Annotated in this window: 21 protein-coding genes and 2 pseudogenes; 8 read left to right on the forward strand and 15 right to left on the reverse strand. The window is 64.5% G+C overall.

Translation table 11 applies throughout. The annotated features are described in order from the left end of the window. Window positions 1-101: 101 nt before the first annotated feature. From ACOAPY_RS12400 to ACOAPY_RS12420, 5 genes and pseudogenes are all read right to left on the reverse strand, one after another. Window positions 102-1258: pseudogene (locus tag ACOAPY_RS12400) on the reverse strand (IS3 family transposase). Between the two features lie 104 nt (window positions 1259-1362). Next, on the reverse strand, window positions 1363-3018 hold the full coding sequence (locus tag ACOAPY_RS12405) for an AMP-binding protein (RefSeq protein ID WP_465153460.1): 1656 nt from the start codon (window positions 3016-3018) through the stop codon (window positions 1363-1365). Window positions 3019-3136: 118 nt separating this feature from the next. Continuing rightward, window positions 3137-3592 carry a phosphohistidine phosphatase SixA gene (gene sixA, locus ACOAPY_RS12410; protein WP_465153461.1) on the reverse strand — a complete coding sequence of 152 codons (456 nt, stop codon included), beginning with the start codon at window positions 3590-3592 and terminating at the stop codon, window positions 3137-3139. Next, window positions 3589-3936, reverse strand: coding sequence for a DUF4389 domain-containing protein (locus tag ACOAPY_RS12415; protein ID WP_076429031.1), 348 nt, complete (start codon window positions 3934-3936; stop codon window positions 3589-3591). Before ACOAPY_RS12415 ends, sixA begins: the two co-directional genes overlap by 4 nt. Before the next feature lie 13 nt (window positions 3937-3949). Beyond that, entirely contained in the window at window positions 3950-4972 is a 1023-nt protein-coding gene (locus ACOAPY_RS12420; protein ID WP_465153462.1) for an NAD(P)H-dependent glycerol-3-phosphate dehydrogenase, read from the reverse strand. 213 nt (window positions 4973-5185) lie between these two features. Here ACOAPY_RS12420 and ACOAPY_RS12425 point away from each other — a divergent pair, with 213 nt between their 5' ends. The 3 genes from ACOAPY_RS12425 (at window position 5186) to fabB (ending at window position 8944) form a co-directional block, all read left to right on the forward strand. Beyond that, a complete protein-coding gene (locus tag ACOAPY_RS12425; RefSeq protein ID WP_465153463.1) occupies window positions 5186-7057 on the forward strand; it encodes an ATP-binding protein in 1872 nt (623 codons plus the stop codon). 145 nt (window positions 7058-7202) lie between these two features. Then, complete coding sequence (gene fabA / locus ACOAPY_RS12430) at window positions 7203-7718, forward strand: 3-hydroxyacyl-[acyl-carrier-protein] dehydratase FabA (protein WP_021700203.1); 516 nt, start codon at window positions 7203-7205, stop codon at window positions 7716-7718. Between the two features lie 11 nt (window positions 7719-7729). Continuing rightward, window positions 7730-8944 (forward strand): beta-ketoacyl-ACP synthase I, encoded by a 1215-nt coding sequence (fabB, locus tag ACOAPY_RS12435; protein WP_465153464.1) that lies wholly within the window; start codon window positions 7730-7732, stop codon window positions 8942-8944. Between the two features lie 54 nt (window positions 8945-8998). Here fabB and ACOAPY_RS12440 read toward each other — a convergent pair whose 3' ends face one another. Continuing rightward, complete coding sequence (locus ACOAPY_RS12440; protein ID WP_465156800.1) at window positions 8999-10573, reverse strand: methyl-accepting chemotaxis protein; 1575 nt, start codon at window positions 10571-10573, stop codon at window positions 8999-9001. Between ACOAPY_RS12440 and ACOAPY_RS12445 the strand changes: the two genes are divergently transcribed. Further along, a complete protein-coding gene (locus ACOAPY_RS12445) occupies window positions 10511-10669 on the forward strand; it encodes a hypothetical protein (protein WP_465156898.1) in 159 nt (52 codons plus the stop codon). The two genes, ACOAPY_RS12440 and ACOAPY_RS12445, sit on opposite strands and share 63 nt — an antisense overlap. A 133-nt stretch (window positions 10670-10802) precedes the next feature. Here ACOAPY_RS12445 and ACOAPY_RS12450 read toward each other — a convergent pair whose 3' ends face one another. Further along, window positions 10803-11267: a DUF3859 domain-containing protein gene (locus ACOAPY_RS12450; protein WP_465153465.1), complete on the reverse strand. Its 465-nt coding sequence runs from the start codon at window positions 11265-11267 to the stop codon at window positions 10803-10805. Between the two features lie 62 nt (window positions 11268-11329). Then, window positions 11330-12322, reverse strand: coding sequence for an amidohydrolase family protein (locus ACOAPY_RS12455; RefSeq protein ID WP_465156802.1), 993 nt, complete (start codon window positions 12320-12322; stop codon window positions 11330-11332). A 151-nt stretch (window positions 12323-12473) separates the two neighbouring features. Here ACOAPY_RS12455 and ACOAPY_RS12460 point away from each other — a divergent pair, with 151 nt between their 5' ends. From ACOAPY_RS12460 to ACOAPY_RS12475, 4 genes and pseudogenes are all read left to right on the forward strand, one after another. Beyond that, entirely contained in the window at window positions 12474-13328 is an 855-nt protein-coding gene (locus tag ACOAPY_RS12460) for a substrate-binding periplasmic protein (RefSeq protein ID WP_465153466.1), read from the forward strand. Window positions 13329-13944: 616 nt separating this feature from the next. Further along, window positions 13945-14850: pseudogene (locus ACOAPY_RS12465) on the forward strand (methyl-accepting chemotaxis protein); the annotation flags it as partial. 51 nt (window positions 14851-14901) lie between these two features. Then, complete coding sequence (locus ACOAPY_RS12470) at window positions 14902-15300, forward strand: OsmC family protein (RefSeq protein WP_465153467.1); 399 nt, start codon at window positions 14902-14904, stop codon at window positions 15298-15300. After that, on the forward strand, window positions 15297-16166 hold the full coding sequence (locus tag ACOAPY_RS12475; protein ID WP_465153468.1) for a pirin family protein: 870 nt from the start codon (window positions 15297-15299) through the stop codon (window positions 16164-16166). The genes ACOAPY_RS12470 and ACOAPY_RS12475 overlap by 4 nt, the downstream gene beginning before the upstream one ends. Before the next feature lie 77 nt (window positions 16167-16243). Here the strand turns inward: ACOAPY_RS12475 and ACOAPY_RS12480 are convergent, their stop codons facing one another. From ACOAPY_RS12480 to ACOAPY_RS12510, 7 genes are all read right to left on the reverse strand, one after another. After that, entirely contained in the window at window positions 16244-16723 is a 480-nt protein-coding gene (locus ACOAPY_RS12480) for a hypothetical protein (RefSeq protein WP_465153469.1), read from the reverse strand. 34 nt (window positions 16724-16757) lie between these two features. Beyond that, window positions 16758-17762, reverse strand: coding sequence for an HD domain-containing phosphohydrolase (locus ACOAPY_RS12485; RefSeq protein WP_465153470.1), 1005 nt, complete (start codon window positions 17760-17762; stop codon window positions 16758-16760). Next, a complete protein-coding gene (locus tag ACOAPY_RS12490; RefSeq protein ID WP_465153471.1) occupies window positions 17759-21433 on the reverse strand; it encodes a PAS domain S-box protein in 3675 nt (1224 codons plus the stop codon). Before ACOAPY_RS12490 ends, ACOAPY_RS12485 begins: the two co-directional genes overlap by 4 nt. A gap of 164 nt (window positions 21434-21597) precedes the next feature. Beyond that, a complete protein-coding gene (gene htpG / locus ACOAPY_RS12495) occupies window positions 21598-23502 on the reverse strand; it encodes a molecular chaperone HtpG (RefSeq protein WP_076582950.1) in 1905 nt (634 codons plus the stop codon). Window positions 23503-23629: 127 nt separating this feature from the next. Next, entirely contained in the window at window positions 23630-24880 is a 1251-nt protein-coding gene (locus ACOAPY_RS12500) for an MFS transporter (protein ID WP_465153472.1), read from the reverse strand. Between the two features lie 28 nt (window positions 24881-24908). Continuing rightward, a complete protein-coding gene (locus tag ACOAPY_RS12505) occupies window positions 24909-25355 on the reverse strand; it encodes a PaaI family thioesterase (RefSeq protein WP_021700217.1) in 447 nt (148 codons plus the stop codon). Then, window positions 25355-25831 carry a PaaI family thioesterase gene (locus tag ACOAPY_RS12510; protein WP_021700218.1) on the reverse strand — a complete coding sequence of 159 codons (477 nt, stop codon included), beginning with the start codon at window positions 25829-25831 and terminating at the stop codon, window positions 25355-25357. The genes ACOAPY_RS12505 and ACOAPY_RS12510 overlap by 1 nt, the downstream gene beginning before the upstream one ends. Between the last annotated feature and the right edge of the window lie 24 nt (window positions 25832-25855).

Genomic DNA, 25855 nt, shown 5'->3' on the forward strand with positions numbered 1-25855 from the left:
GATAGTGACTGGCCGTTGTAACGGCAGGGACTCGACGATTGAAGCAGGTCTGCGACTTTCAGCCTAAGCGCTCTAGAAAAGCAATATGCACGTTGTCGTGATCACCCCATCCTGGGCAGTGGGTTAAGTTTTTCTTCGGCCACCGCAGGTGCTAGACCGCCGTTGAATTGATGCGGCCTGACCCAGTTGTAGCGATGCATCAGATAGTGGCTGATGTCCCGTTGTGCCTCCTGGACTGCCAGGTACCGGTCGGCGGAACCCACTCCGATTTCAGGCCGCGGAATAACCGCTCCATCGGTGAATTGTCCCAGCAGTTACCTCTACGGCTCATGCGCTGCACCATCCAATATCGCCACAGCCGCTACCGAAAAGGCGGCTGGCATACTGGCTGCGCTGATCGGAATGAAACAGCACCTGCTGCGGTTTGCTCCGCTGTCCGTGGGCCATATCCAGCGCCTTAATGACCAACTCCGCATCTGGCTTGGCGGAAATCGCCCAGCCGATCACTCGCCTTGTATGCAGATCCAGCACCGCCGCCAGGTAATGCCAACGAGCTTGCGCCCAGATGTAGGCGACGTCGCCACACCACACCTGGTTGGGTCGTTCGGTGCTGAACTCAAGGTGCAGCCGGTTAGGGACATCTGGCCGCTCAACCGCAGCCTGCTTGTACACGTGCGAGCTGGGTTGTTTGCTGACCAGGCCCAACTAGCGCATCAACCGCCGCACGCGAAAGCGGCCAATGCTTACGCCATCCTCACGCAGCATGCCCAGGATGCTGCGACTGCCCGCTGATCCTCGACTCTGGTTGAACAGATGATTGACCTGACTGCGCAGGGCAACCCGGCGTGCATCAACACGGCAGCCCCGTTGACGATGGGCGTAGTAGCAAGACCGCACCACGTCGAACGCTGAACAGACCATCTCCACCGACTCCCGCTCACTCAACTGGTCTATCAGCGCATACGATTGAACTCGTCCGACATCAAGAGAGCGGTAGCCTTTTGGGGATCGCTTTCTCCCGTTTCAGTCGGTCGATCCTGGCCTCCAGCTCCTGGATTTTCTGCTGTTCGGGAGTCAATGCTTTGCTCTTCGGGGTAACACCCAGGCGCTCCTCTTGGAGCTGTTTCACCCAGCGACGAAGCGCTGATTCAACCAGCCCCAGCGAGCGAGCTGCCTCGACATGGGTGTAGCCCTGGTCGAGCACCAGACCTGCGGCCTCTCGTTTGAACTCGGGCGTAAGAGGATGTTGCTTGGTCATCAGACACCGCGAGCATTCTCGCCCTAAATGGATGTCCGGGATCAGTAAATCCACTACACACTACAAACACCGTGCCGAAAAGCGTCTGATAATTCTCGACCAGCCTACTGGTGCCACAGCACCCCGTCGCGCCGCTCCCCCCACGTACTAAAGTGGGGAGCATAAGCACTCTCCACCGAGGCCCGTTTGATCTTCAGCGTCGGCGTCAGGAAGCCGTTGTCTACCGCCCAGACCTCGGGCACCAGCACCAGACCGTTGAGCTGCTCGTGCTTGTCCAATACCTGGTTGGTTTCCTCAAGCAGGCGCTTGAGGCTGCCCTCGAGCTGTTCACGTGGCTCCTTGCGGCCCGCGTCGGACAGCACGCACAGGGCCAAAGGCTGCGGCAGGCCGTCGCCGACCACACAGACCTGCTCGATATGGTTGTGCACCGCCAGGCGGTTCTCGATCGGCGCCGGGGCCACGTACTTGCCCTTGCTGGTCTTGAAGATTTCCTTGATCCGTCCGGTCAGGCGCAGGTTGCCCTCGGCATCCTGCTCGCCCTTGTCGCCGGTACGCAGGAAGCCATCGTCGGTGATCGCTTCGGCGGTCTTGCCCGGCTCCTTGAAGTAGCCCTGCATGGTCGAGCCGCTGCGCACCAGCACTTCGCCCTCCTCGCTGATGCGCACTTCGACGCCTGGGTTGTTCTGGCCGATCCAGCCCTTCTTGAACTGACCGGGACGGCAGACATGCGAGTAACCGCAGTTCTCGGTCATGCCGTAGACCTCCTGCAGCTCGAGGCCCAGGCGGCGATACCAGGCCAACAATGCGTCGGGTACGGGGGCGGCGCCGGACAGCGCGTAGCGCACCGCGTCCAGGCCCAGGCCGCGCAGCACCTTGCGGCCGAGCAGGCGGCCGAGCAGCGGGATGGACAGCAGCATGTCCAGGCGCTTGGCCGGCATCTTGGAATAGACGCCCATCTGGAACTTGGTCCAGATCCTTGGCACGCCGAAGAAGACGGTTGGCCGCGCACGGCGCAAGTCGGCGAGGAAGGTGTCCAGGCTTTCGGCGAAATACACGGTGAGCCCGCTGTAGAGCGAGTTGAGCTGGACGAACATGCGCTCGGCAACATGACACAGAGGCAGGTACGACAGCACGCGGTCATCCTCGCGCACGCCAAATAGCTCGGTGGCATGGGTGGCCGTGAAGCCGAAGTTGCCAAAGTTGTGCATGACCCCCTTCGGCATGCCGGTGGTGCCGGAGGTGTAGATGATGGTGGCCAGCTGCTCGGCACTCGGCTTTGGCTTGTCCTGAATCGGTGCGCAGGCCTGCAGATCCTGCCAGGTACGGTCGTAGCGGCCGTGCGGGTGCAGCGGCAGCGAGACGGTCACCACGCCTTCCGGCACGCCCGGCGCCATGGCGGGCCAGTCATCCAGCTTGCCGATGAACGCCACTCGGGCTTCGGCATGCTCCAGTACCTGGCGCACCGATTCAGCAGTGAGGTTGGGATAGAGCGGGACCGAAACATGCCCGGCCATCCAGATGGCCAGGTCGGCGACGATCCAGTGGGCGCAGTTCTTGGAAATGATGGCGACCCGGCTGCCCTGCTCCAGCTCCAGGCTGCGCAGCCAGCTCGCGGCGCGTCGGGCCTGCTCACCGACATCGGCCCAGGTCAGCTGTTCCACCTGACCGCCGCCAAGGGGCTGGATCAGATAGGTCTTGTTCGGATGACGCGACTCATGCTCGAAGAACATCTCAAGCGGCAAACGGACTGCACTGGCCACGGGGCCTCCTTGTTTATTGTTTTTGTCACAGGGAGCAACCAAGCACTTGCTTGGTTGACTATTCCATGCGTCAGGAGGTGCGGCAAGTGAATAAATGTTACAGGAGCAGAAAGGCGCTCTAGTCCGGGTGATACAGCCCAGTCAGCTGCATCAGGCCAGGAATTGTGCCCTCGCCTTCCAGTTCGACCAGGCTGGCGGTACGCAGCAGCAAGGGTTCCTGCAGGTGCCCGTGCTGGAGGAAACCTGCCACCTGGCCAAGCAGCGGGTTATGGCTGACCAGCAAGCAGTGACAAGGATAGCCATCGAGGTGGCGGGCGGCCTCGTGCGGCGAATCGTCAGGCGTAGCCCAGTCGACGGTTGTCAGTGGCAGCGCCAGCCCGAGGACTTCGCGAACGATTTCAGCGGTCTGCTGGGCCCGCAGATAAGGGCTTACGAGGATGTGTTGCAGCGGCCGACCTCGCAGGCGCTCGGCGCTTTTGCGCGCTTCCTTGCGCCCACGTTCGGTCAGTGGCCGCTCTGCATCACTGCGTGCCCGCACTTCGGCTTCGCCGTGACGCAGCAGCCAGAGGGTCACAGCTTGGGTTCTTCGTCACGCACCGGGTGCGGCGCCGGCGGAATGCTGTGCGGCTCGTTGTCCTGCGGCGCGCGCGGGGTCGGCCAGTCGGCGAATGGCCAGGGTTTCTCCTCGGTGTTGAAGGTGCCGAAGCGGCCGATCTGCTGCAAATACTGGCTGAGGCTGTCGCCGAAGCTCTGCAGGGTGCCGTTGGGCGCGCCGTAGAACAGGCGATAACCCAACTGCAACAGAACCACGCCACCGAGCACGATCTCGGCCAGTTGCCAGACGATGGTGAAGATCACCATCCACAGGATGCGCAGCGCGATGGACTCACGCTCCAGTTCCTTGTTTTCGTCAGTCATGCCGCTCTCCTTCTCAGAATCCACTGGGGGAAATGAAGTCCACGTCGGTCTTCGGTTCGCCGCGCATCAGCGCCTGGATGACCTGTTCCAGCGTGCGCCCCTCGAACAGGATGGCATGCAAACCGGCGACCAGCGGCATGTAGACCTGCAATTCCTCCGCCTTGTTCTTCAGCACCTTGAGCGTATTGACGCCCTCGGCCACCTCGCCCAGGCGCGCCACGGCGTCCTCCAGGCTCAGACCTTCGCCCAGGGCGAAGCCGACCTGGTAGTTGCGGCTCTTCGGCGAAGAACAGGTGACGATCAGGTCACCCACCCCGGCCAGGCCGAGGAAAGTCATGGGGTTGGCGCCGAGCTTGACGGCAAAGCGGGTCATTTCCGCCAGCGCACGGGTGATCAGCATGCTCTTGGTGTTCTCGCCCATGCCCAGCGCGGCGGCCATGCCGGCGATGATGGCGTAGACGTTCTTCAGTGCGCCGCCCAGCTCCACGCCGAAGCTGTCGCGGCTGGCATAGACGCGGAAGGTGCGCCCGTGCAGGGCCGACTGCACGCGCAGGCAGAGCTCCTCGTCCTCGCTGGCGATCACGCTGGCCGTGAGCGCATGCTCGGCGATCTCGCGGGCCAGGTTGGGGCCGGAGAGCACTCCGATGCGCGCCTGCGGCGCGACTTCGGCGAGGATCTGGCTCATCAGCTTGAAGCTCTCGGCCTCGATGCCCTTGGTGGTGCTCACCAGCAACTTGCCGGCAAGGCCTGCGGCCACCGGCTGCAGGGCCTTGCGCAGGGCCGACGAGGGCAGCGCGACAAATACCAGCTCACAGGCAGCCAGGGTCGCCGGCAGATCGGTGACCGGCTCCACGCCCGGTAACAGCTTGATGCCTTTCAGGTAGCGCGGATTTTCGCGCTGGGTCCGCATGAATTCGGCCTGTTCAGGGTCGCGCATCCACTGCAGCACACGCTGACCATTGGCAGCCAGGAGATTGGCAATGGCGGTGCCGAAACTCCCACCGCCCAGTACTGCAACGGGTTGTTGCTCAGTCATAGGAAATCCAGAAAAGCCATGCAGATGGCAGGTAGCGCATTATCACGGAGCCTCGCCCGACCGACCAGCCCCAGACATTGCTACGCTGGCAAAGCCTGGCTTCTCGGTTAACATGCCGCTTTCCGCCAGAGAACAAGGTCGTTCCGTGCGCATGCCACACGCCCAGAATCCTTATGCACAGTCTCTTCACCGCGCACGTGAAGGTGATCGGCCATGATTTTCGGACGTCGCTGGGACATCCACACCCGCACCCAGCTGATCAGCGTCGGCCCCGCCCTGTTGCTGACGCTGTTGCTGACCGGGTTCTTCACCCACTCGCGGCTGCAGGACCTGCGCCAGGAAATCGACCACACCGGCCAGTTGATGGCCAACCAGTTGGCTCCGGCTGCCGTCCATGGCGTCACCAAGGGGGATACGCAGGCGCTCGAACACCTGCTGCGTGCGACCCTGCAGGCTCCCAACGTGCGTTTTCTCGAAGTACGCGATCAGCACGAGAACATCCTGGTCTATGTCGAGCAGCCACGCGCCGACACCACCTCGAGCGTCGACGTATTCCATGCCCCCATTCGCCGTGCTGGCGACACCTACCTGGGCCGTGTCGTGGTGGGCATGTCCGACGAGACGTTCACCAGCCGGCAGCAGGCCATTCTGCTCAAGGCCACGATGCTGGCCCTGGTCGCCCTGCTGCTGACCTTCTTCCTTGCGCGCCAGCTGGCGCGGCGTCTGGCCAGGCCGCTGAGCGCCATGGGCCGTACCCTCGAGGCGATCAAGGCCGGCGACTATCGTCCCAGTCTGGAGGAGACCGACAGCGGCGAGCTGGGCGACCTGGCCAGGCACATCAACAGTCTGGCCATCGAGCTGGAGCGCTCCGGCCGCGAGCAGCGCGAGGCCATGCAGCAGCTGATCCAGACCCGCGAGGAAGCCGAGCAGGCCAGCCGTGCCAAGTCTGACTTCCTGGCCATGATGAGTCATGAGCTGCGCACCCCCATGAACGGCGTGCTGGGCATGCTGCAGCTGCTGGAAACCACCGAGATGACCCAGGAGCAGGCGGAGTACGCCGCGTTGGCGACCGAGTCCACCGAGCACCTGCTCAAGGTGATCAACGATATCCTCGATTTCTCGCGCATCGAGCGCGGCGCGCTGGAGTTGGAGCGCATCCCCTTCAGCCTGCAGGATCTGCTGCTCGGCTCGATCCAGGTGTTCCAGCACAGTGCACAACAACGCGGCCTCTACCTGCGCCTGGAAAGCCAACCGGGGCTCGAGGACTTCGAAGTACGTGGCGATCCGACGCGCATCCGCCAGATTCTGGTCAACCTACTGGGCAACGCGCTGAAGTTCACCGAGGAAGGCGGCATCCGTATCGAGACCCGCTGGCAACCACTGGACAACGAGGTGCTGTGGTTCACCTGTGCCGTGCGCGACAGCGGTATCGGCATCGCCCCCGAGCGCCTGGAACACATGTTCGATGCCTTCCAGCAAGCCGACACCTCGATCTCGCGACGCTATGGCGGCACGGGCCTGGGCCTGTCCATCGCCCGCACCCTGGCCGAACGCATGGGCGGCACCCTGCACGCCAGCAGCGAGGAAGGCGTCGGCTCGGTCTTTACCCTGGAGATCCCGTTGCCGTTCAGCCTGCGCAGCGAGCATGTTCAGGCACCGGCGCAGAACGACTCGCAGAGTGGTGGCGATCAGGAAGTCCTGCTGGTGGAGGACAACCCGGTCAACCAGACCGTTATTGAAGCCATGCTCCGTAGCCTGGGCTACCGCGTGACCCTGGTCAGCGACGGCGCCCAGGCCGTGCAGCGTTTCGATGCCCGGCGCTTCTCCGCAGTGCTGATGGATTGCCGCCTGCCAGTCATGGATGGTTACGAGGCGACCCGCCAGATACGCCGGCACATGCCGCAGAATGGCACGCCGATAATTGCACTGACTGCCAATGCCCTGCAGGGGGATCGTGAAGCGTGCCTGCAGGCCGGCATGAACGATTACCTGGCCAAGCCCTTCAAGCGTGCCGATCTGGAACGGGTATTGCTGCGCTGGCTTGGCAAGCGCAGCCAGGAGCCGGTGGTCGGCAGCGACAACTGACCTGCGGCAAGAACACCGGGTATACAGGTGTTCACACTAGGCTGTGACTTTCACCGGAGCGCAACAGTCTATGACTAGTCTGCCGCTACACAAGAAAACCCGCGGCGCAGCTTAGCCCCGCCGAGGGGACCATTGAGGAGTTCGCATGACCCAGCAAAACGCCTATACCCGGGAAGAGTTGCTCGCCTGCAGCCGCGGCGAACTGTTTGGACCAGGTAATGCGCAGTTGCCCGCCCCCAATATGCTGATGATCGATCGCATCGTGCATATCAGTGAAACCGGCGGCAAATATGGCAAAGGCGAAATCGTCGCCGAACTCGATATCAACCCGGACCTCTGGTTCTTCGCCTGCCACTTCGAAGGCGACCCGGTGATGCCAGGCTGCCTGGGTCTCGACGCCATGTGGCAGCTGGTCGGCTTCTATCTCGGCTGGCAGGGCAACCCCGGCCGCGGCCGCGCGCTCGGCTCGGGTGAGGTGAAGTTCTTCGGCCAGGTACTGCCGACCGCCAAGAAAATCACCTACAACATCCACATCAAACGCACCATCAACCGCTCGCTGATTCTCGGCATCGCCGATGGCAATGTCAGTGTCGATGGGCGCGAGATCTACAGCGCCGAAGGCCTCCGCGTAGGCCTGTTCACCTCTACCGACAGCTTCTGAAGGATTTCCGCATGCGTCGCGTCGTGATCACCGGTCTGGGCATCGTTTCCTGCCTGGGCAATGACAAGGACACCGTTACCGCCAACCTGCGCGCCGGCAAAGCGGGTATCCGCTTCAACCCGGAGTACGCCGAGATGGGGCTGCGCAGCCAGGTTTCCGGCTCCGTCGACCTCAACCTGGAAGAGCTGATCGACCGCAAGGTCCTGCGCTTCATGGGTAACGCCGCCGCCTACGCCTACCTGTCGATGGAACAGGCGATCAAGGATGCCGGCCTGAGCCAGGAAGATATCTCCAATCCGCGTGTCGGCCTGATCGCCGGTTCTGGCGGTGCCTCGACCCTGAACCAGATGGAAGCCATCGACACCCTGCGCGAGAAGGGCGTCAAGCGCATCGGCCCATACCGCGTGCCGCGAACCATGGGCAGCACCGTGTCGGCCTGCCTGGCCACGCCGTTCCAGATCAAGGGTGTGAACTACTCCATCTCCTCCGCCTGCGCGACCAGTGCTCACTGCATCGGCCACGCCATGGAGCAGATCCAGATGGGCAAGCAGGACATGGTCTTTGCCGGCGGCGGCGAAGAAGAACACTGGAGCCAGAGCTGCCTGTTCGACGCCATGGGCGCCCTCTCCACCCAGTACAACGAAACCCCGGAAAAAGCCTCGCGCGCCTACGACGCCAAGCGTGACGGCTTCGTCATTGCCGGCGGTGGCGGCATGGTGGTGGTCGAGGAACTGGAGCACGCACTCAAGCGCGGCGCCAAGATCTATGCCGAGATCGTCGGCTACGGCGCCACCAGCGACGGTTACGACATGGTTGCACCGAGTGGTGAAGGCGCCGTGCGCTGCATGCAGCAGGCCCTGGCCACCGTCAGCGCCCCGATCGACTACCTGAACACCCACGGCACCTCCACCCCGGTCGGCGACACCGCCGAGGCGCGTGCAGTACGCGAAGTATTTGGCGACAAGGCGCCGGCCATCAGCTCGACCAAGAGCCTGTCCGGTCACTCGCTGGGCGCCGCCGGCGTACACGAGGCGATCTACTGCCTGCTGATGATGCAGGGCGGCTTCATCGCCGGCTCGGCCAACATCGAGGAGATCGACCCGGAGCTCGCCGACCTGCCGATCCAGCGCCAGACCCGCGACGCCCAGCTCAACACCGTGATGAGCAACAGCTTCGGTTTCGGCGGCACCAACGCCACGCTGATCCTGCAGCGTTACCAAGGCTGATCTTCAGTCCCAAAAAAACGGCGCCCTCGGGCGCCGTTTTTCGTTATGCCGGCCTCAGATGCGGAAGCGCGCCACCAGGCCATTGAGGTCGACCGCCAGGCGCGACAGCTCCTGGCTGGCGGCACTGGTCTGGTTGGCCCCGGCCGAGGTCTGCAGCGACAGGTCGCGGATGTTCACCAGGTTGCGGTCCACCTCACGGGCAACCTGCGCCTGCTCCTCGGATGCGCTGGCAATCACCAGATTGCGCTCGTTGATCGAGGAAATCGCCTGAGCGATCTCGTCCAGCGCGCGCCCGGCAGCCTGCGCCAGCTCCAGCGTCACTCCGGTGCGTCCGGCGCTTTGCTGCATCGCCCCGACAGCTCGCTCGGTGCCCTGCTGGATACCGCCGATCATCTGCTCGATTTCCTGAGTCGACTGTTGCGTACGGTGCGCCAACGCGCGCACTTCGTCCGCCACCACGGCAAATCCGCGCCCGGCGTCACCGGCCCGCGCCGCTTCGATGGCCGCGTTGAGGGCCAGCAGGTTGGTCTGTTCGGCAATCGAGCGAATCACATCCAGTACCTGGCTGATGCTGCGTATCTGCTCGGCCAGTTGCTCGACCTGCGAGGAACTGCTGGTCACATCGCTGGCCAGGCGGCTGATCGAGTCGACGGTCTGGCGCACCTGCTCGCGGCCATGCTGAGCGGTGCGGTCGGACTCGCGCGAAGCTTCCGAGGTGCTCACCGCATTGCGGGCCACCTCCTCCACCGCCGAGGTCATCTCATTGACAGCCGTTGCCGCCTGTTCGATCTCGGCGTTCTGCTGATGCAGGCCGCGGGTTGCATCCTCGGTCACCGCATGCAGCTCCTCCGACGCTGACGCCAGCTGGCTGGATGAGTCTGCGATGCTCTGGATGGTACTGCGCAGACTGCGCTGCATGCGCTTGAGTGCCTGCAGCAGTTGCGCCGGCTCATCCACGCCCTGGTCGTCGAAATCGCCGGTCAAATCACCACCTGCGACCACCTGCGCGACCTCCACCGCCTCATTCAGTGGCCGCACGATACTGCGGGTGAACAACATGGCGAGGAACACCGTCAGCACTACGGCCACCAACATCAGACTAAGCGCCAGCGTGAAGGCACGCTCATAGGCCGCCTTGTTAGCCTCGGCCGCCTGTTGCGCGCCCGAGCTGTTCAGATCAGTCAGCTCGACCAGTGCCTTGGTCATGGCGTCTGCATGGGTGTTGAGCACACCGCTGGCCACGGCGATGGCCTCGTCAAGATCATCGGCCTCCGAGTGGCGCATGATCTTTTCCTGCTCGCGCAGATAAGCCTCTTGAGCCACCTCAAAACGCTTATAGGCGGCGCGTTCTTCAGGGCTTGAAATCAACGTCTCATAGCGATCCTGGGCGCGCCTGAGGTCCGCTTTGAGCTCACCCAGGCGCTGCACGTTCTGCTGCAGGATTGTTGGGTCCCGCACCACGATGAGCCGCAGAGTGGCGGCGCGAATTCGCAGAATATCCTGGCTAACATCACTAAGAGCCATGATGCTTGGCAGCCAATTCTCATCCACCTCCGTAGAAGCTTGATGCATCTGACGCATTTGCAGCAGCGAAAAGCCGCCAACCAGCAGAACGAGCAGCGCGAGAATGGTGAAGCCAAGGGCAGAGCGAGGGGCGATACGCAAATTTCTCAACAGCATGGCGATTTCCTTTCAGACGGACTGGCCCGCTACGCATCAGAGTAGTGCGCGCTGGTCTTGATGCCAGCCTGCGCAGCGGTCATTGCGCTACACCAGCGCATCGGCATTGCTGAAAAGAGCTTGAGCAGCAAATAAAAAACCCGGCACTTGGCCGGGTCTGGTCAGGCTGCAGGCAGGTTCAACGCACGGTGAAGCGCTGCTCAAGCAGTTTGCGGTCGCCCTGGAACACCATGAACTGCCACTCGCCCGGCACCACCTCATAATGTTCGGTGAACTCGAAGGCCATCACGTCCTGCGGCGCGCCCACCACCAGCTTCTGCTGCAGCTCGATCTTGTCCTGACGCTTGCCGTCCGGCCCGATCAGCCCCGGGGTGAAATACATCAGGGTGAGCGGCTGCTCGGTCTCACTCTTGCCCGCCAGCTGATAGCGCACGCCGAACTTGGTGCCCAGACGCGCCGGCACCACCTCGGTCGGCTCGATCGGCTGGTTGGCGCGGCTGAGAATCCGCTCGCCCGGCTGTGGGTCCTTGATCGGCGCACTGGCAAACACACCGTACTCGATCGGCCCCTCGACACGCACATCGGCCACGGCCAGGTTGGCGGAAAGGCCCAGGGCCAGGGCAGACAGACTCAACAGTTTCATCTCGCGCTCCTTGAGGAAAGTTGGCGCGAGGCTATGACGTCGCGGTTACAGGCTGATGACAGTCAGTCGCGCACTGCGGCCTGTCGCTGGCGAGGCAGTACGGCAAGAAAATTGTCACGCGCCACGCCCCGCGCCACTTTCTCCGGCAGCGCATCGAGAAACGGCGCGAAGGCCTGCATGGCCTCCGTCAGCCCGTCGAACTTGCCGACCACATCGGAGCCGAGCATGAAGCGCGTCGGGTAGCGGCTGACCAGCTCGACCCAGCGCGCGTCGGGTTTGCCATCAGTATCGAGCAGATAAGGCTGCAGCACGCTCCAGGACAGGTCGACGTAGAGGTTGGGATACTCGCCGAGCAGGCGCTCCAGGGTTGGCAGAAGGAAATCCAGCTTCTGCTGATGCCGATGGATCTCCATGCTCGTACCGGCGTGGGCCCAGATGAAACGCACATGCGGGTGGTTGCGCAGCGGCTCCTCGAGCTCCGCCAGGTACAGCGGATTGCGCTCGCGCTTGGAGGTGATGTTGCTGTGCAGCAATACCGGCAGGTCGTACTCGGCGGCCAGGTGGTAGACCCGCGTCATCGCCTCGTTGTTGGCCCGTGGCGTCTCGCCATAGGTCAGCGCGGTGAGGTCATCATGGCGGGTGAACACCTCACCGATACCCTGCCACAGCCCGGGGTCGAGCTCGAGCATGCGGCGGATATGGGCGTCGGAGTTCTTGTCGTTGGGATTGAATCCGCTGAGAAACGGATGGAAGCGCTCGCGCTGTTCGGCCGGCAGGCGCTTGACCGCATCGGCCACCAGCACATCGGTGGCGCTGTACCAGTAGGCGCCGGCGTCATCGCCCGCGTAGTAGCGCGGGCGCTTGGGCTCGTCCTCATGCCATTTCTTGGCCACCGGGATGCCACTGATCAGTACATGATCGATGCGCCCGGCGGCCATGGCCTCCAGCAGGGGCGTCATGCCCTCGCTTTCCTGGAAGAAGTCGACGTAGTGCAGATGGGCGTCGCTGTAGCGGTAGTCGCGAGCCTGCGCGCAAACGCTCAGCAGACTCAGCATGGCGGCCAGCACGGTGCGATGAATGAACAAAGGCGTCACTCCCTGGCGGTTGGGGCAAGAGTAGACCGCCATCCACGCCGTGCCGTTCACTGGCGAGAGCGTCAGCCAGGGACCATCATGACTATCCACCTGCGCCAACCCGGTGCCGCCCATGACCCGCTTCGTCGCCCTCCTCGCCATGCTCTGCGCCATGTCCTCGGTCGCCGAGACGCTCACCTATCCGCGGCACTCCAGCGGCGCGGACCCGGAAGCCTATGTGGTCGAACTGCTGCGCGGGGCCCTGAGCAGGAGCGGCGGCGACTACCGGCTGCAGCCTTCCTCGCGGCCCATGCCGCAAAGCCGCGCCGAACAGTCACTGGAGCAGAATGACGGTGCCGTGCAGCTGATGTGGAGCATGACCACCAGAGCGCGCGAGGAAACCCTGCTGCCAATCCGCATCCCCCTCTACAAGGGCTTGATCGGCTGGCGCGTGCCTCTGGTGCGGCGCGAGGACAAGGATTGGCTGGCCAGTGTCCGCAGCCTCGACGACCTCAAGCCCATGCGCTTTGGCCAGCGTGCCGACTGGCCGGATACCCGTATCCTGCGTGACAACGGCCTGCAGGTGATCACCAGCCAGAGCTATGAAAGCCTGTTTCGCATGCTCGGCGCCGGGCGTTTCGACCTGTTCCCGCGCGAAGTGGTAGTGGCCTGGAACGAACAGGCCCAGGCGGCAACTGATGGGCTGGAACTGGAGGTCGACGAACACATCGTCATCCACTACCCCACGGCCTTCTACTTCTTCACCTCGCGCGCCCGCGCCGATCTCGCCGGCAGCATCGAGCGCGGTCTGGAGGCGATGATCGCCGATGGCAGCTTCGAGGCGCTGTTTCAACAGCATCATGGCGCTACCCTGGAGCGTGCCCGCCTGGACAGGCGGCGAGTGATCGAGTTGGAGAACCTCGATCTGCCGGCACAGACGCCGTTTCGTCGCCCCGAACTGTGGTATCGCCCAGGCGCACCACCATAGCGCGCGACGCACCAGATAAGAGCAGCACAAAAGACAATTACCCGGCGCCAGCCTTGTGACGCAGCGCACAACACATGATGGCACCTTGCTTGCACTTCTCCCGATAGAACTCTCAGGGAGATGCACCATGCTGCAGTTACTGCGCAAACCCTCGCGGCGCGAACGGGATGAAGAAGCCCTCGCTGCGCTCTTTACCGGCCATGACCTCACCACCCGCTTGCCGGAGCAACAGCCCTGGATGGGCCGCCTCAATCGCTTCAGCGACGGCCTGCACCAGCGCATCCGCACCAGCCTGGGCGCCGCCGTCGGCATTGCCGCGCACGCGCCGCAGCTGGCCAGCATTGCCAGTGCCAACCAGGAAAGCGGCCAAAGCCTGGCGCAGACCTCGGAGTTGATTGCCAGCGCCAGCGAACAGGTCACTACCACGCTGGATGCCGAGTTGGTCCCCGGCGCCGCCGAAGTGGCACGCTTGTCCAGCGAAGTGGCGGCCACCCTGCGCCAGTGCCAGCAGAATGGCCAGGCTGTGCTTGTTCAGGTCGATGCCATCGGTGCCTGCGAGGCGCAGCTGGAGAGCGTGATCGGCAACCTGACGGCGCAGCTGGAGGAAGTCAGCAAGGTCATCGGCGTGATCGCCAGCATTTCTCAGCAGACCAACCTGCTGGCCCTCAACGCCGCGATCGAAGCCGCGCGCGCCGGCGAACACGGTCGCGGCTTCGCCGTGGTAGCCGAAGAGGTCCGCCGCCTGGCCGGTCACACCACCGAAGCCACCGGTCAGGTCGGACAGATCATCGAGCGTTTTCGCGATGGCATGGACCAGCTCGGCGCCGCCGGCGAGCGCATGCACCAGGCCGTGCAGGAGGGCCGCAACGGCATGCTGCAGGTCGGCAGCGGCCTGGACAGTACCCGCCAGGCCATGGACCGCCTGGACGAGCGGGTTGGCCACATCGCCACCGGTACCGAGCAGATCGGCGCGGCCGTGCGTTCGATCAACGGCGACGTGCAGCAGATCGCCCAGGTTGCCGGCGACCTGCTCGGCAAGGCCGGCCAGGTGCTGCGCCACAGCCAGGCCGTGCGTGAAGACGGCGATCGCCTGCTGCAAGGCCTGGGCGACTTCCGCCTGGAGCTGCACCGTTCGGTGCAGCAGAGCGTCGAGCAGCTGGCCGCCGATGCGCGCCTGAGCGGCGACATCGCCGCTGCCGAACGCCTGCTCAGCGAAACGCTGCGGCGTGATGCGCGCTTCGAGCTGTTCTACCTGGTCGACGCCAGCGGCGTGCAACTCTCGGAAAACATCTTCGCCAGCGACGTGCCGCATCAGGAAGGCCCCAGCTGCCGCGGCCGCCACTGGGGACAACGCCCCTGGTTCCGCAGCGTGGCGGACGACCTGCGCAGCCACATCACCCCGGTCTACCGCTCCTCGGCCACCGACGATTTCTGCTTCACCGTGTCGGCCCCCGTCCTCGGCGCCGATGGCCGTCTGCTGCGTGTTCTCGGCGCGGATGTGCGCCTCTCCGTGCTGGTCTGAGCCGAGCTACCTGGGCTAGGCTGGATCGACCCACCTAGCCCGGGAGCCACCATGATCCGCATCAGCACCGAATCCGGCCTGCGCCACAGCATCGAGATCGGCCCGCACCTGCTGCACACCGATGTCCCCGAATCCCTCGGCGGCGGTGCCTCCGGCCCCGAACCGCACGACCTGTTCGACGCCGCCCTGGGCGCCTGCAAAGCCCTCACCCTGATGCTCTATGCCAAGCAGCGCGGCTTGCCGCTGGACAGCCTGGACGTGCATCTGGTCCGCGACGACAGCCAGGAACGCCAGGGCATCTACCGCCTGGCCGTGGAACTGGACCTGCACGGCGCGCTGGATGAGGAGCAGCGCCAGCAGCTGCTGCGCGTCGCCGACAAGTGCCCGATCCACAAGCTGATGACCCACGTCGAGGTGCAGGTGGAGACCCGCCTGAGCGAAGGCGCATGAGCACGCTGCTGCTGATCACGCCCAAAGCCGAGGACATCGCCGGCCAGCCGATCCTGCGCCCGCTACCGGCGGCCAAGTGCCGCAGCGTCGGCCCCTTCGTGTTCTTCGACCACATGCTGGAAAAGGCCTACGCCCCCGGCAGCGGCATGAACATCAACCAACATCCGCATATCGGCCTGTCCACCCTCACCTACCTGTTCGAAGGCGAGCTGCAACACAAGGACAGCCTCGGCTCGGACCAGTTGGTGAGGCCCGGCGATGTCAGCTGGATGAGCGCGGGACGCGCCGTTGCGCATGTCGAACGAACGCCTGATCACCTGCGGCAGAAGGGCTCGCGCCTTCATGGCCTGCAGGTCTGGCTGGCGCTGCCGCAAGCGCTGGAGCAAGGCGAGCCGAGCTACAGCCACCACCCTGCCGCCAGCCTGCCGCGCCGCGAGTCCATGGGCGTGCAGATCACCCTGATTGCCGGCAGCGGCTTCTGCCTGCAGTCCCCCGTGCGGGTGCCCTCGCCGACGCTCTATGCCGAGCTCAAGCTGGCGGCGGGTGCCAACCTGCTGATTCCCGCCGAGCACCGCGAGCGGGCGCTGTACCTGATCGCCGGCGAGGCGCAACTGGAAGGCGATGATCTACCGCGACACAGCCTGGCCGTGCTGCCGGAGGGTGAGGAACTGCTGCTGTCAGCCTGCGGCGAATGCCACCTGGCGCTGATCGGCGGCGAGCCCTTGGGGCCGCGACGCATGTACTGGAACTTCGTCGCCAGCGACGCCGCGCTACTGGAAAAAGCCAAGCAGGACTGGGCGGCCTGGAACTGGCCGCGGGTGCCTGGGGAAACAGCGCGGATCGAGCTGCCGGCACGCACCCCGTAGGGCGGGAGAAACCCGCGAAGGAACAAGCAGGCAACGCTGCCCTACCAGGGGCCGCGCCGGTTGGGAGCTTGCTCCGCTCAGCCCTGCAGCTCTCTGGCCTCCTCTTCGGCCAGACGCCGGATATAGGCGGCAAAATCCGGGTCCTCGCCGCGCAGCAGGTGCGGCAGGCGCGCGCGGAAGTCCTCGCGGCGGCTCCATTCGCGCATGTAGTCCTCCCAGGAATGCCAGCGCCTGCGCTGCTTGGCGTCCATGTCTTCCTGGTAGGCCAGCAGGTAGGCACGCTCGAACAGCGAAATCAGCATGTCGAAGATCACCCACATGCGCTCGCGCTGCTCGTCGCTGAGGTTGGGCGTGGCGTTCTGGCTGCGCAGGCGCAGGTCCGGGTTGGCCAGCACCACTTCGAGGAAATCGATATAGGCGTCGGAAATCTGCTGCCAGATGGCTTCCTCCTCGTTGGCGCGCTCCTTGCGCTGCTCGAACAGGAACACACCGATGGCGAACGGCAACGCCACTACGGTGACGATATAGGACAACAGCTCCCAGTTTGACAGACTCATGATGGCTCCTGACGAGTGAAGCCGACATTGTGCCCTAGTCGCGCTCGGCCCAGCGCTCCTTGATCTCGAGAATGGCCGGCAGCTGGCCGAGGAACAGCTCCACCAGCTCGGGATCGAAATGCCGCCCGCTCTGCTCACGCAGCAGCTGAACGGCCTCCTCCACCGGCCAGGCCTTTTTGTACGGCCGTTCGCTGGTCAGCGCATCGAATACATCGGCGATGGCGATGATACGTGCCTCGACGGGAATCTCGGCGCCACTGATGCCGCGCGGATAACCGCTACCATCCCACTTCTCATGGTGATTGAGAGCGATCTCCCGCGCCATGCGCAGCAGGCCCGAAGGGTGTTCGCCGATGATGTCCGCGCCGATCTGCGCGTGCTGCTTCATCACCTCCCACTCCTCGCCATCCAGCTTGCCGGGCTTGCGCAGCACGGCGTCGGGAATGCCGATCTTGCCCACGTCGTGCATCGGCGCGGCATTCAGCAGTTCCTCGGCCTGCGCTTCGCTGAAACCGGCTGCCAATGCCAGCACACGGCTGTAGTGGCTCATGCGGATGACGTGCAGGCCGGTCTCGTTGTCCTTGTATTCGGCCGCCAGGCCCAGGCGCTGGACGATCTGCAGGCGGGTCTCGCGCAGCTCCTCAACCCGCACCAGTGACAGGTGGGTTCTTACCCGCGCCTTGACGATGGCCGGGCTGACCGGCTTAGTGATGTAGTCCACGGCGCCGACGGCGAAGCCTTGCGCCTCGTCCTCGACATCCGCCAGGGCGGTGACGAAGATAACCGGAATGGTGGACGTCGCCGGTGTCGCCTTGAGCTGCGCACAGACTCCGTAACCGGTCATTCCCGGCATCATCACATCCAGCAGGATCAGCTCGGGCTTCTCTCGTGCGGCAAGCTCCAGCGCCTTGGCTCCATCCTTGGCAAACAGCAGCCGATAGTCCTCCTGCAGGATATGCCGCAGCACCTGCAGGTTGGCCGGCTCGTCATCAACCACCAGCAGTTGCGGGCGGCGGTCCTGGGTAGATGTCTGGTTCACTCGGCAGTCTCCCGCGACAACAATTGGCGCACCGCACGCAAATGCTCCAGCGCCTGTTCGAATTCGAAATCATCCACGGCCTGGCGCACGGCACGCATTTCGTTCTGCGCTTCCGGCAGGCCCTGCTCCAGCAGGCGCAGCGCGGCCTCGTCAAGACCACCGCGCTCCAGTTCGGCGCTGAGGCTTTGTAGCGCCAGTAGCAGTTGCGCGGTATCGACACTCGTCACCGACATGGCAGCGGCTTCGGGCTGCAGCGGCAAGGCCGTGCGCACCGCAGCGAACGCCTCGGCCCAGGCCTCGATCAGCGCGCTGCAGCGCGCCGCGGCGCCAGCATGGGCAGCCTGCTCCAGATTGAAGGCCGCCTGGCTCAGCTTGACCAGGCCGAGGTTGCCGGCCACACCCCGCAGGCGATGCGCCAGTTGCTCCAGACCATTGAAATCCTTCTGTTGCAGGGCCGCGCGCAGCGGTTCGAGATCGGACTGTTCCTCGAGGAAACGGGCGATAGCCGCCGCCATCTGCAACGGCCCGCCCCACAGGCGGGCGCCCCGCACCCAATCGAACAAGCCCTGCGTCCTGTCGTTGGCAGTCGGCGCCGCCTGCGCGGTACCCGCCAGCCCGAGGACACTGGACATCTCCGCCACCAGCGCGGACATCTCCAGAGGCTTGCCGGCAAAACCGTTCATCCCAGCATCCAGCGCGTCCTGGCGATCGCGGTCGAGTACGCTGGCCGTGAGGGCAATGATCGGTACCGGCACGCGCTGCTCGCGCTGTTCCCAGGCACGAATCCGCCGACTGGCCTCCAGGCCATCGGTGCCGGGCATCTGAACGTCCATCAGCACCAGGTCGAAAGGCTCGCGGGTGAACCGCTCGACCGCCGCTTCGCCATCGGCGACCGTGGCCACCTGGTGTCCCAGGCGCTCGAGGTTGAGCACCAGCAACTCCAGGTTCTGTGCCACATCGTCAGCCGCCAGAATCCGCAGCGGCGGCAAGCGCGGGGCCTGGCGGCGCTCACGCGGGCGCTCGATACCCTGGCCGGCCGACAGCGGCAGCTCGACGGTGAAGCGGCTGCCAACGCCCAGCTCGCTCTCGACACGAATGCGCCCACCCATCAGCTCCACCAACTGGCGCGAAATGGTGGTACCCAGGCCGGTGCCACCAAAACGCCGACTCATCGAGGCATCGGCCTGGGCGAAGGGATCGAAGATACGTTCGAGGCGATCGGCAGCGATGCCGATGCCGGTATCGTGCACAATCAGGCGCAGCGCGCCCGGCGTGCCGGTCACCTGCAGACGCACCTCACCGCGCTCGGTGAACTTCACCGCATTGCCCAGCAGATTGCTCAGTACCTGCTGCAAGCGCAGCGGGTCACCCTTGAAGTAGTCGCCCAACGCCTCGGCGTAGTCGAGACGCAGCTCGAGCCCCTTGCGCTCGGCCGTCAGCCGCTGGGTATCGCAGACCTGCTCACACAGCTCGCGCAGCGAGAAATCCAGGCTTTCCAGCTCGATGGCGCCACGATCCAGCTTGGCGGTATCGAGAATGTCGTTGAGCAAGCCGAGCAGCGAGCGCGAGGCCTGCTGCACGGTGCGCAGGTGGCGGCGCTGGGTCTCTTCCAGTGCGGTATCGAGCAGCAGCTCGGTAAAGCCAATGATGGCGTTCATCGGCGTACGGATCTCGTGACTCATGTTGGCCAGGAAGCTGCTCCGCGCGGCAGCGGCCTGCTCGGCGCGGTCACGCGCGGTGCGTAGCTCCTGCTCCATGAGTCGGCGCGGGGTCAGGTCGGTAGCCAGCTTGACCACCTTGAACGGCTTGCCGTCGAGATTGAGGATCGGGTTGTAGGTCGCCTGGATCCACACCTCGCGCCCATTCTTGGCCAGACGCCGGTATTCGCCCTGGCGGAACTTGCCCCGCCGCAGGTCGCTCCAGAAGCAGCTGTAGGTCTCGCTCTGGACGTGGGCGGGGTCGCAGAACAGCGAGTGATGCTGGCCGAGCACCTCGTCCGGGCCATAGCCGAACAGGTCGAGGAAGTTTTCGTTGGCCGCCAGCACATTGCCCTGCAGATCGAACTCGATCATGGCCATGGCCTTGCTGATGGCCGTGACCTTGCCTTCATACTCGGCATTGCGCTGCTTGGTTTCAGTCTGGTCGAGCAGTACGCCGTCGATCCAGCGCGGCATGCCCTGTTCGTCGAGTACGGCACTGCCGCTCTCCCAGATCCAGTGCTCACGCCCCTGGCGATCGAACAGCCGGTACTCGATGACGTAGTTGCGTCCCTCGGCGATGGCAAGACCGACCTCCTCTGCCACCCGCTGCACGTCATCCGGGTGATACAGCTCGGCAAACGACTTGCGCCGGCGGATGAAGTCCTCGGCTGGCCAGCCGGTCAGCGGCTCCACTGCATCGCTGATGAACAGCATGGTCCACTCGGCGTCCAGCAGGCAGCGGAACGACACGCCGGGAATGTTGCGAATCAGCGAGCGGTACTGCTGCTCGCTGTCACGCAGGGCCTGCTCCATCTGCTTGCGCTGGCTGATGTCGGCGACGAACACGACGAACCAGGGCCTGCCTTCGTACTCGCTGATGCCGATGCTCAGGCGCACCGGGATCAGGCGCCCGTCCTTGGCCACGCCGGTGAGTTCCAGCTCGCTGCCGCTGAGCTGCGACGTGCCGCTGGCCACGTAGCGTTGCAGCGCATCGCCGAAGGCATGCGACTGCTCCTCGGTCATCAGCACCGACATGTGGCGCCCGACCAGTTCATCGGGCCGCCAGCCATACAGCCCTTCCACCGCCCGGCTGACCGAACGGATGATGCCCTGGTGGTCGACCGTGAAGATCGCCTCGAAAGCGGCATCCAGCAGCGAATTGAGGTGACGTTTGCCAGCCTCCAGCTGGGTGAACAGCTGGCGATAGCGCAGCAGGCCATTCACCGCACCGGCCGCCACGCTCAGGGTCAGGGTGGCCATGGCCACGGCCAGCGCCAGGTAGAAGCCGCCGTCGACGCCGCGCGGCTCTGCGAACTCCTGTGCACCAACGAAACGCGCCGCCGCCATGCCGGTGTAGTGCATGCCGCTGATGGCCAAGCCCATGACCACCCCACCGATGACGATGGCCGCCTGGCTGCTCATGCGCCCGCGCAGGCCGAAACGTACCCACAGGGCGATGATCGCTAGCAGCACGGCCACCAGGATCGACAGGGCAAACATCCAGGGGTCGTAACGCAGCAGGGGCGCCATTTGCATTGCCGCCATGCCGCTGTAGTGCATGGTGCCGATGCCGCCGCCGACCAGCACGCCACCGACGATCAGCTGCAGCGGGCTGACCACGCGGCGCGCCAGGAGGCCCAGTGCGACCCGCGACGCCGCCAGGCTGGGCAGCACGGACAGGCAGGTGATCACCGGGTCGTAGCGCACCGTGGCGCACAATTGCAGGGACAGCATGCCGATGAAGTGCATGGCCCACACGCCGCCGCCCAGCGCCACCGCACCGGTGGCCAGCGCCAGCTCCCGGTACAGCGGGCTGCGGCTGATACGCGCCACGCCGGCCAGCTGCAGCGCCATGCCCGAGGTGAAGGTTGCGACGACCAGCGACAGCACCACCAGCCAGGGGTTGTAGGTGCCGAACAGCAGCAGGCTGGGATCACTATCGAGAAGAAACAGTTTGATCAGGTACGACATGCGGCGGGAGACCACCCTGAACGGGGCGCGATACCGCAGTATCGGCCGAAATCGGACATGCAGCGCGAATCGCCATTAAATAGTCACTGCCCGGCAAGCTCCAGCGCTATTTGTCGCACCCATGAAAAAGCCCGCCGAAGCGGGCTTTTTCACAGCTGGGCAGATCAGGCGGACAGCTCGACCAGCAGCTTGTTGAGGCGGCGCACGTAGCTGGCCGGGTCCTTCAGGCTGTCGCCGGCAGCCAGGGCTGCCTGGTCGAAGAGGATGTGCGACAGGTCGGCGAAGCGGTCCTCGTCGGCCTCGGCATCCAGCTTCTCGATCAGCGGGTGGCCCGGGTTGATCTCGAAGATCGGCTTGGACTCCGGCACCTTCTGCCCGCTGGCCTCGAGGATCTGGCGCATCTGCAGGCCGAGGTCCTGCTCACCGATGGCCAGGATCGCCGGCGAATCGGTCAGGCGGTGCGACACGCGCACCTCGGCAACCTGCTCGCCCAGCGCGCCCTTGAGGCGCTCCAGCAGCCCTTCCTTGGCCTTGGCGACTTCTTCCTGGGCCTTCTTGTCCTCTTCCGAGTCCAGCTTGCCCAGGTCCAGGTCGCCGCGCGCCACGTCGACGAAGTGCTTGCCGTCGAACTCGGTCAGGTAGCTCATCAGCCACTCGTCGATGCGATCGGTCAGCAGCAGCACTTCGATGCCCTTCTTGCGGAAGACTTCCAGGTGCGGGCTGTTCTTGATCTGCGCGAAGGTCTCGCCGGTGAGGAAGTAGATCTTGTCCTGGCCTTCCTTCATGCGGCCGATGTAGTCGGCCAGGCCGACGATCTGCTCGCCATCGTCGCCCTGGGTGGAAGCGAAGCGCAGCAGGCCGGCGATCTTCTCCTTGTTGGCGAAGTCTTCCGCCGGGCCTTCCTTGAGCACCTGGCCGAAGGCCTTCCAGAACTGCTTGTACTGCTCGGGCTCGTTCTTAGCCAGCTTCTCCAGCATGTCCAGCACGCGCTTGGTCAGCGCGGACTTCATCGAGTCGATCACCGGGTCCTTCTGCAGAATCTCGCGGGAGACGTTCAGCGACAGGTCGTTGGAGTCGACCACGCCCTTGATGAAGCGCAGGTACAGCGGCAGGAACTCGTCGGCCTGGTCCATGATGAACACGCGCTGTACGTACAGCTTGAGGCCGCGCGGTGCTTCGCGCTGGTACAGGTCGAACGGTGCGCGGCCCGGCACGTAGAGCAGCGAGGTGTATTCCAGCTTGCCCTCGACCTTGTTGTGGCTCCAGCTCAGCGGGTTCTCGAAGTCATGCGCGACGTGCTTGTAGAACTCCTGGTATTCCTCGTCCTTGACCTCGGTACGCGGACGGGTCCACAGCGCGCTGGCGCGGTTGACGGTTTCCCATTCGGTTTCGGCCGGCTTGTCCTGCTCCTCGCCGTAGTGCTCTTTCGGCAGTTCGATCGGCAGGGCGATGTGGTCGGAGTACTTCTTGACGATGTTGCGCAGGCGCCAGCCATCGGCGAACTCTTCTTCGCCGCTCTTCAGGTGCAGGACGATGCGGGTGCCGCGCTCGGCCTTGTCGACGGTGGCGACTTCGAACTCGCCCTCGCCCTTGCTCGACCAGTGCACGCCCTCGCTGGCGGCGGCCCCGGCACGGCGGGTGTAGACATCCACCTGGTCGGCAACGATGAAGGCCGAGTAGAAGCCCACGCCGAACTGGCCGATCAGGTGCGAGTCCTTCTTCTGGTCACCGGTGAGGTTCTTCATGAAGTCGGCGGTGCCGGACTTGGCGATGGTGCCCAGGTGCGCGACCACTTCCTCGCGGCTCATGCCGATGCCGTTGTCCTCGAGGGTGACGGTCTTGGCGTCCTTGTCGAAGGACAGGCGGATCTTCAGCTCGGCGCCGCCTTCAAGCAGCTCGGGCTTGGCCAGCGCCTCGAAACGCAGCTTGTCGGCGGCGTCGGAGGCGTTGGAGATCAGCTCGCGAAGGAAGATTTCCTTGTTGGAATACAAGGAATGGATCATCAGGTGCAGCAGCTGCTTCACCTCGGTCTGGAAGCCCAGGGTTTCTTTTTGAGTTTCCACACTCATGGTCGTCGAACTCCACATGCAGGACAGGCCGCGTGATTGCGGCGGATGTCCTACAGATGGGGAGTTCGGGAGAGATTTCAAGGGTTTGTCTGCGCGACAAACCCTCGTCGAGGGACGCAACCCGGTTCTAGGGTTCAAGCAGCTCGATGCGGGCGATTTCGTCCGGCTTGAACCTGAAGCTGGCCACACCGCCACCGCCGCCCAGCTGCTGGGTGAGGCTGATGCTGCCGTCGCCTTCCACGCCGACGAAGCGCCCTTCCACCGTGCCACCGCCGGCCTTGCTCACGCGCATGCTGAGGTTGCGGTACTGCTCCGGGTTGCGCTGCAGGCGCGCCAGGGAGAAGCGTTGACGACGATCCAGAGGAGCCCTCGCGCTCTGCGACTGTGGCGCCTCTTCCGCAACAGCCGGCTTGGTCGCCTCAATGCGCCGCGGCTCGGCCAGTGCGGGATAGTTGTCGCCCTGTACCCGCCAGCCCAGCGCACCCTTCTCCAGCACCAGCGCCAGATTCTGCTCGGCGCCGTTGATTCGAGCCTGCACCGTCAAGGGCAGCTGGGTGGCCGGGAAACTCACGTCCGGCAACTCTGCCAATTGCACCAGGCGGGTGGCGAAGCGGCGCTGCAGATGGTCCTCGATCACCTTGGCCACTGTCTCGCGGGAGTCGAAGTGGGTGTCCAGGCGGCCGTCCTTGTAGCGCAGGCGGTCGGCGAACAGCTCCAGGCGCCCACTCAGGCTGGTCTTGAAGGATGGCGGCAGCACCAGGTGGAAGTCGCCCTGCAGTTTGTTCGGCGGCAGCGCCTGCAGGTCCAGGTGCAGGGTATAGCCCTTGCTCAACCGACGCGCCTCGGGCAGGTCCTGCTCGGGCAACAGCCAGCTGACCTCCACCTCCGGCAGGCGCCCCTCGTCACCGGGCAGCACATCCAGCCGCACCGGCCCCTTCTGCGCCTCGGGCAGGCGAATCTTCACTTCACGCCGCGCGAAGAAGTCATCGCCTTCGCGCAGCACCAGCACACCGTCGATCAGCTCGGCGTACTGCGGGGCGAAGGAATGACCGTTGAGTTCGCCGTGCAGGGCGATATCCAGCTCGGCCGGCGCCTTGGCCGGCTCCTTCAGCCAGCGCAGGCTGAGAATCGCCTCCAGGCGCGCGGCGTCATGCGCGGCCAGCAGGGTCAGGCCGACGATCAGCGGGATGCAGCCCAGGGCCAGCAGGCCCACGGCCTTGCGCGCGGTGCGCCAGTGACGCAGCACATAGATCAGGGTGACCGGCGGAATCAGGCTGCCCCAGCCCCACAACAGGCTGGTGGAGAAGGCCAGCATCACCAGCCAGACCAGGCCAGCCAGGATCAGCAGCAGGCCGCCGAGGATCAGCAACGCGTCCATTCGGTATTCCTTGTTATTGTCGCTTCGATCAGGGCTCGTCGACCTTGAAGTGGGCGCGAGCCGTGGCGATGGGTTCGCTCTGACTGGTCTGCCAGGCCGTCATGGCGACGTTGGCCACCCGACGCCCCTGGCGCCAGACCTGGCACTGAACGTAGGTGTCACGATAATGACCGGCGCGCAGGTAATCTATCGAGAAGTCGATGATTTTTGGCAAATGCGGGATGCCCATGAACATCAGCAGGTGGAGCATGGCAGCGTGCTCCATGAAGCCGGCGATCACCCCGCCGTGCAGCGCCGGCAGGATCGGGTTGCCGATGTTGTCCTTGCTCGCCGGCAGGCGAAACACCATGTCGTCGCCCAGGCGCAGGCACTCGATGCCGATCAGCTTGGCATAGGGAATCAGACTGATCAGGGCATCGTAATCGTTCTTCTCGTGGGCTTCTCGCACCAGGGTATTGAGGTTCAGAGCGGCCATCAGGCGGCACCTCCCTGAATCTCGCGCTTGAGGTCCTTGTCGCCCTGAGCGCCCTTGCCCATGCGCATGAAGGCACCGACCACATGGGCGATGGGCTCGTCGGGGTTGTCCTGATAGGCATAGCCACGGGTGAAGATGACGTTCTCGGTCACCCGGTAGCACTCGGCGAAGCCGTAGACGTCCTTGTGCGGCTGGGCCGGGCGCATGTAGTCGATGCGCAGGTCGAGGGTCGGACAGATTTCGAACTCCGGCAGCACGCAGACGGTGGAGATGCCGCAGGTGGTGTCCATCAGCGTGGTAATGGCGCCGCCATGAATCACACCGGTCTCGGGATTGCCGATGATCTGGGTGCTGTAGGGCAGGCGCAGGGTCAGCCCCTCGGGCTTGGCTGCGTGCACGCTCATGCCCAGCACCTGGCAGTGGCGCAGGGCCGAAAGGAAGCGCTCGGCACGCTCTAGAACAGGGTTATCGCTCATGACTGCAGTTCCTGGCGATGTTGC

It is taken from the genome of Pseudomonas stagnisoli, from assembly GCF_048595745.1.
In the GTDB taxonomy this organism is placed as follows: domain Bacteria; phylum Pseudomonadota; class Gammaproteobacteria; order Pseudomonadales; family Pseudomonadaceae; genus Aquipseudomonas; species Aquipseudomonas alcaligenes_A.

Excerpts from the sequence above, each read along its gene's own strand:
- ACOAPY_RS12415 (WP_076429031.1), bottom strand. The coding sequence starts at position 3,936 with ATGACTGACGAAAACAAGGAACTGGAGCGTGAGTCCATCGCGCTGCGC.
- ACOAPY_RS12420 (WP_465153462.1), bottom strand. The coding sequence starts at position 4,972 with ATGACTGAGCAACAACCCGTTGCAGTACTGGGCGGTGGGAGTTTCGGC.
- ACOAPY_RS12425 (WP_465153463.1), top strand. The coding sequence starts at position 5,186 with ATGATTTTCGGACGTCGCTGGGACATCCACACCCGCACCCAGCTGATC.
- fabA (WP_021700203.1), top strand. The coding sequence starts at position 7,203 with ATGACCCAGCAAAACGCCTATACCCGGGAAGAGTTGCTCGCCTGCAGC.
- fabB (WP_465153464.1), top strand. The coding sequence starts at position 7,730 with ATGCGTCGCGTCGTGATCACCGGTCTGGGCATCGTTTCCTGCCTGGGC.
- ACOAPY_RS12445 (WP_465156898.1), top strand. The coding sequence starts at position 10,511 with ATGCATCTGACGCATTTGCAGCAGCGAAAAGCCGCCAACCAGCAGAAC.
- ACOAPY_RS12450 (WP_465153465.1), bottom strand. The coding sequence starts at position 11,267 with ATGAAACTGTTGAGTCTGTCTGCCCTGGCCCTGGGCCTTTCCGCCAAC.
- ACOAPY_RS12455 (WP_465156802.1), bottom strand. The coding sequence starts at position 12,322 with ATGCTGAGTCTGCTGAGCGTTTGCGCGCAGGCTCGCGACTACCGCTAC.
- ACOAPY_RS12460 (WP_465153466.1), top strand. The coding sequence starts at position 12,474 with ATGACCCGCTTCGTCGCCCTCCTCGCCATGCTCTGCGCCATGTCCTCG.
- ACOAPY_RS12470 (WP_465153467.1), top strand. The coding sequence starts at position 14,902 with ATGATCCGCATCAGCACCGAATCCGGCCTGCGCCACAGCATCGAGATC.
- ACOAPY_RS12475 (WP_465153468.1), top strand. The coding sequence starts at position 15,297 with ATGAGCACGCTGCTGCTGATCACGCCCAAAGCCGAGGACATCGCCGGC.
- ACOAPY_RS12480 (WP_465153469.1), bottom strand. The coding sequence starts at position 16,723 with ATGAGTCTGTCAAACTGGGAGCTGTTGTCCTATATCGTCACCGTAGTG.
- ACOAPY_RS12490 (WP_465153471.1), bottom strand. The coding sequence starts at position 21,433 with ATGTCGTACCTGATCAAACTGTTTCTTCTCGATAGTGATCCCAGCCTG.
- htpG (WP_076582950.1), bottom strand. The coding sequence starts at position 23,502 with ATGAGTGTGGAAACTCAAAAAGAAACCCTGGGCTTCCAGACCGAGGTG.
- ACOAPY_RS12500 (WP_465153472.1), bottom strand. The coding sequence starts at position 24,880 with ATGGACGCGTTGCTGATCCTCGGCGGCCTGCTGCTGATCCTGGCTGGC.
- ACOAPY_RS12505 (WP_021700217.1), bottom strand. The coding sequence starts at position 25,355 with ATGGCCGCTCTGAACCTCAATACCCTGGTGCGAGAAGCCCACGAGAAG.
- ACOAPY_RS12510 (WP_021700218.1), bottom strand. The coding sequence starts at position 25,831 with ATGAGCGATAACCCTGTTCTAGAGCGTGCCGAGCGCTTCCTTTCGGCC.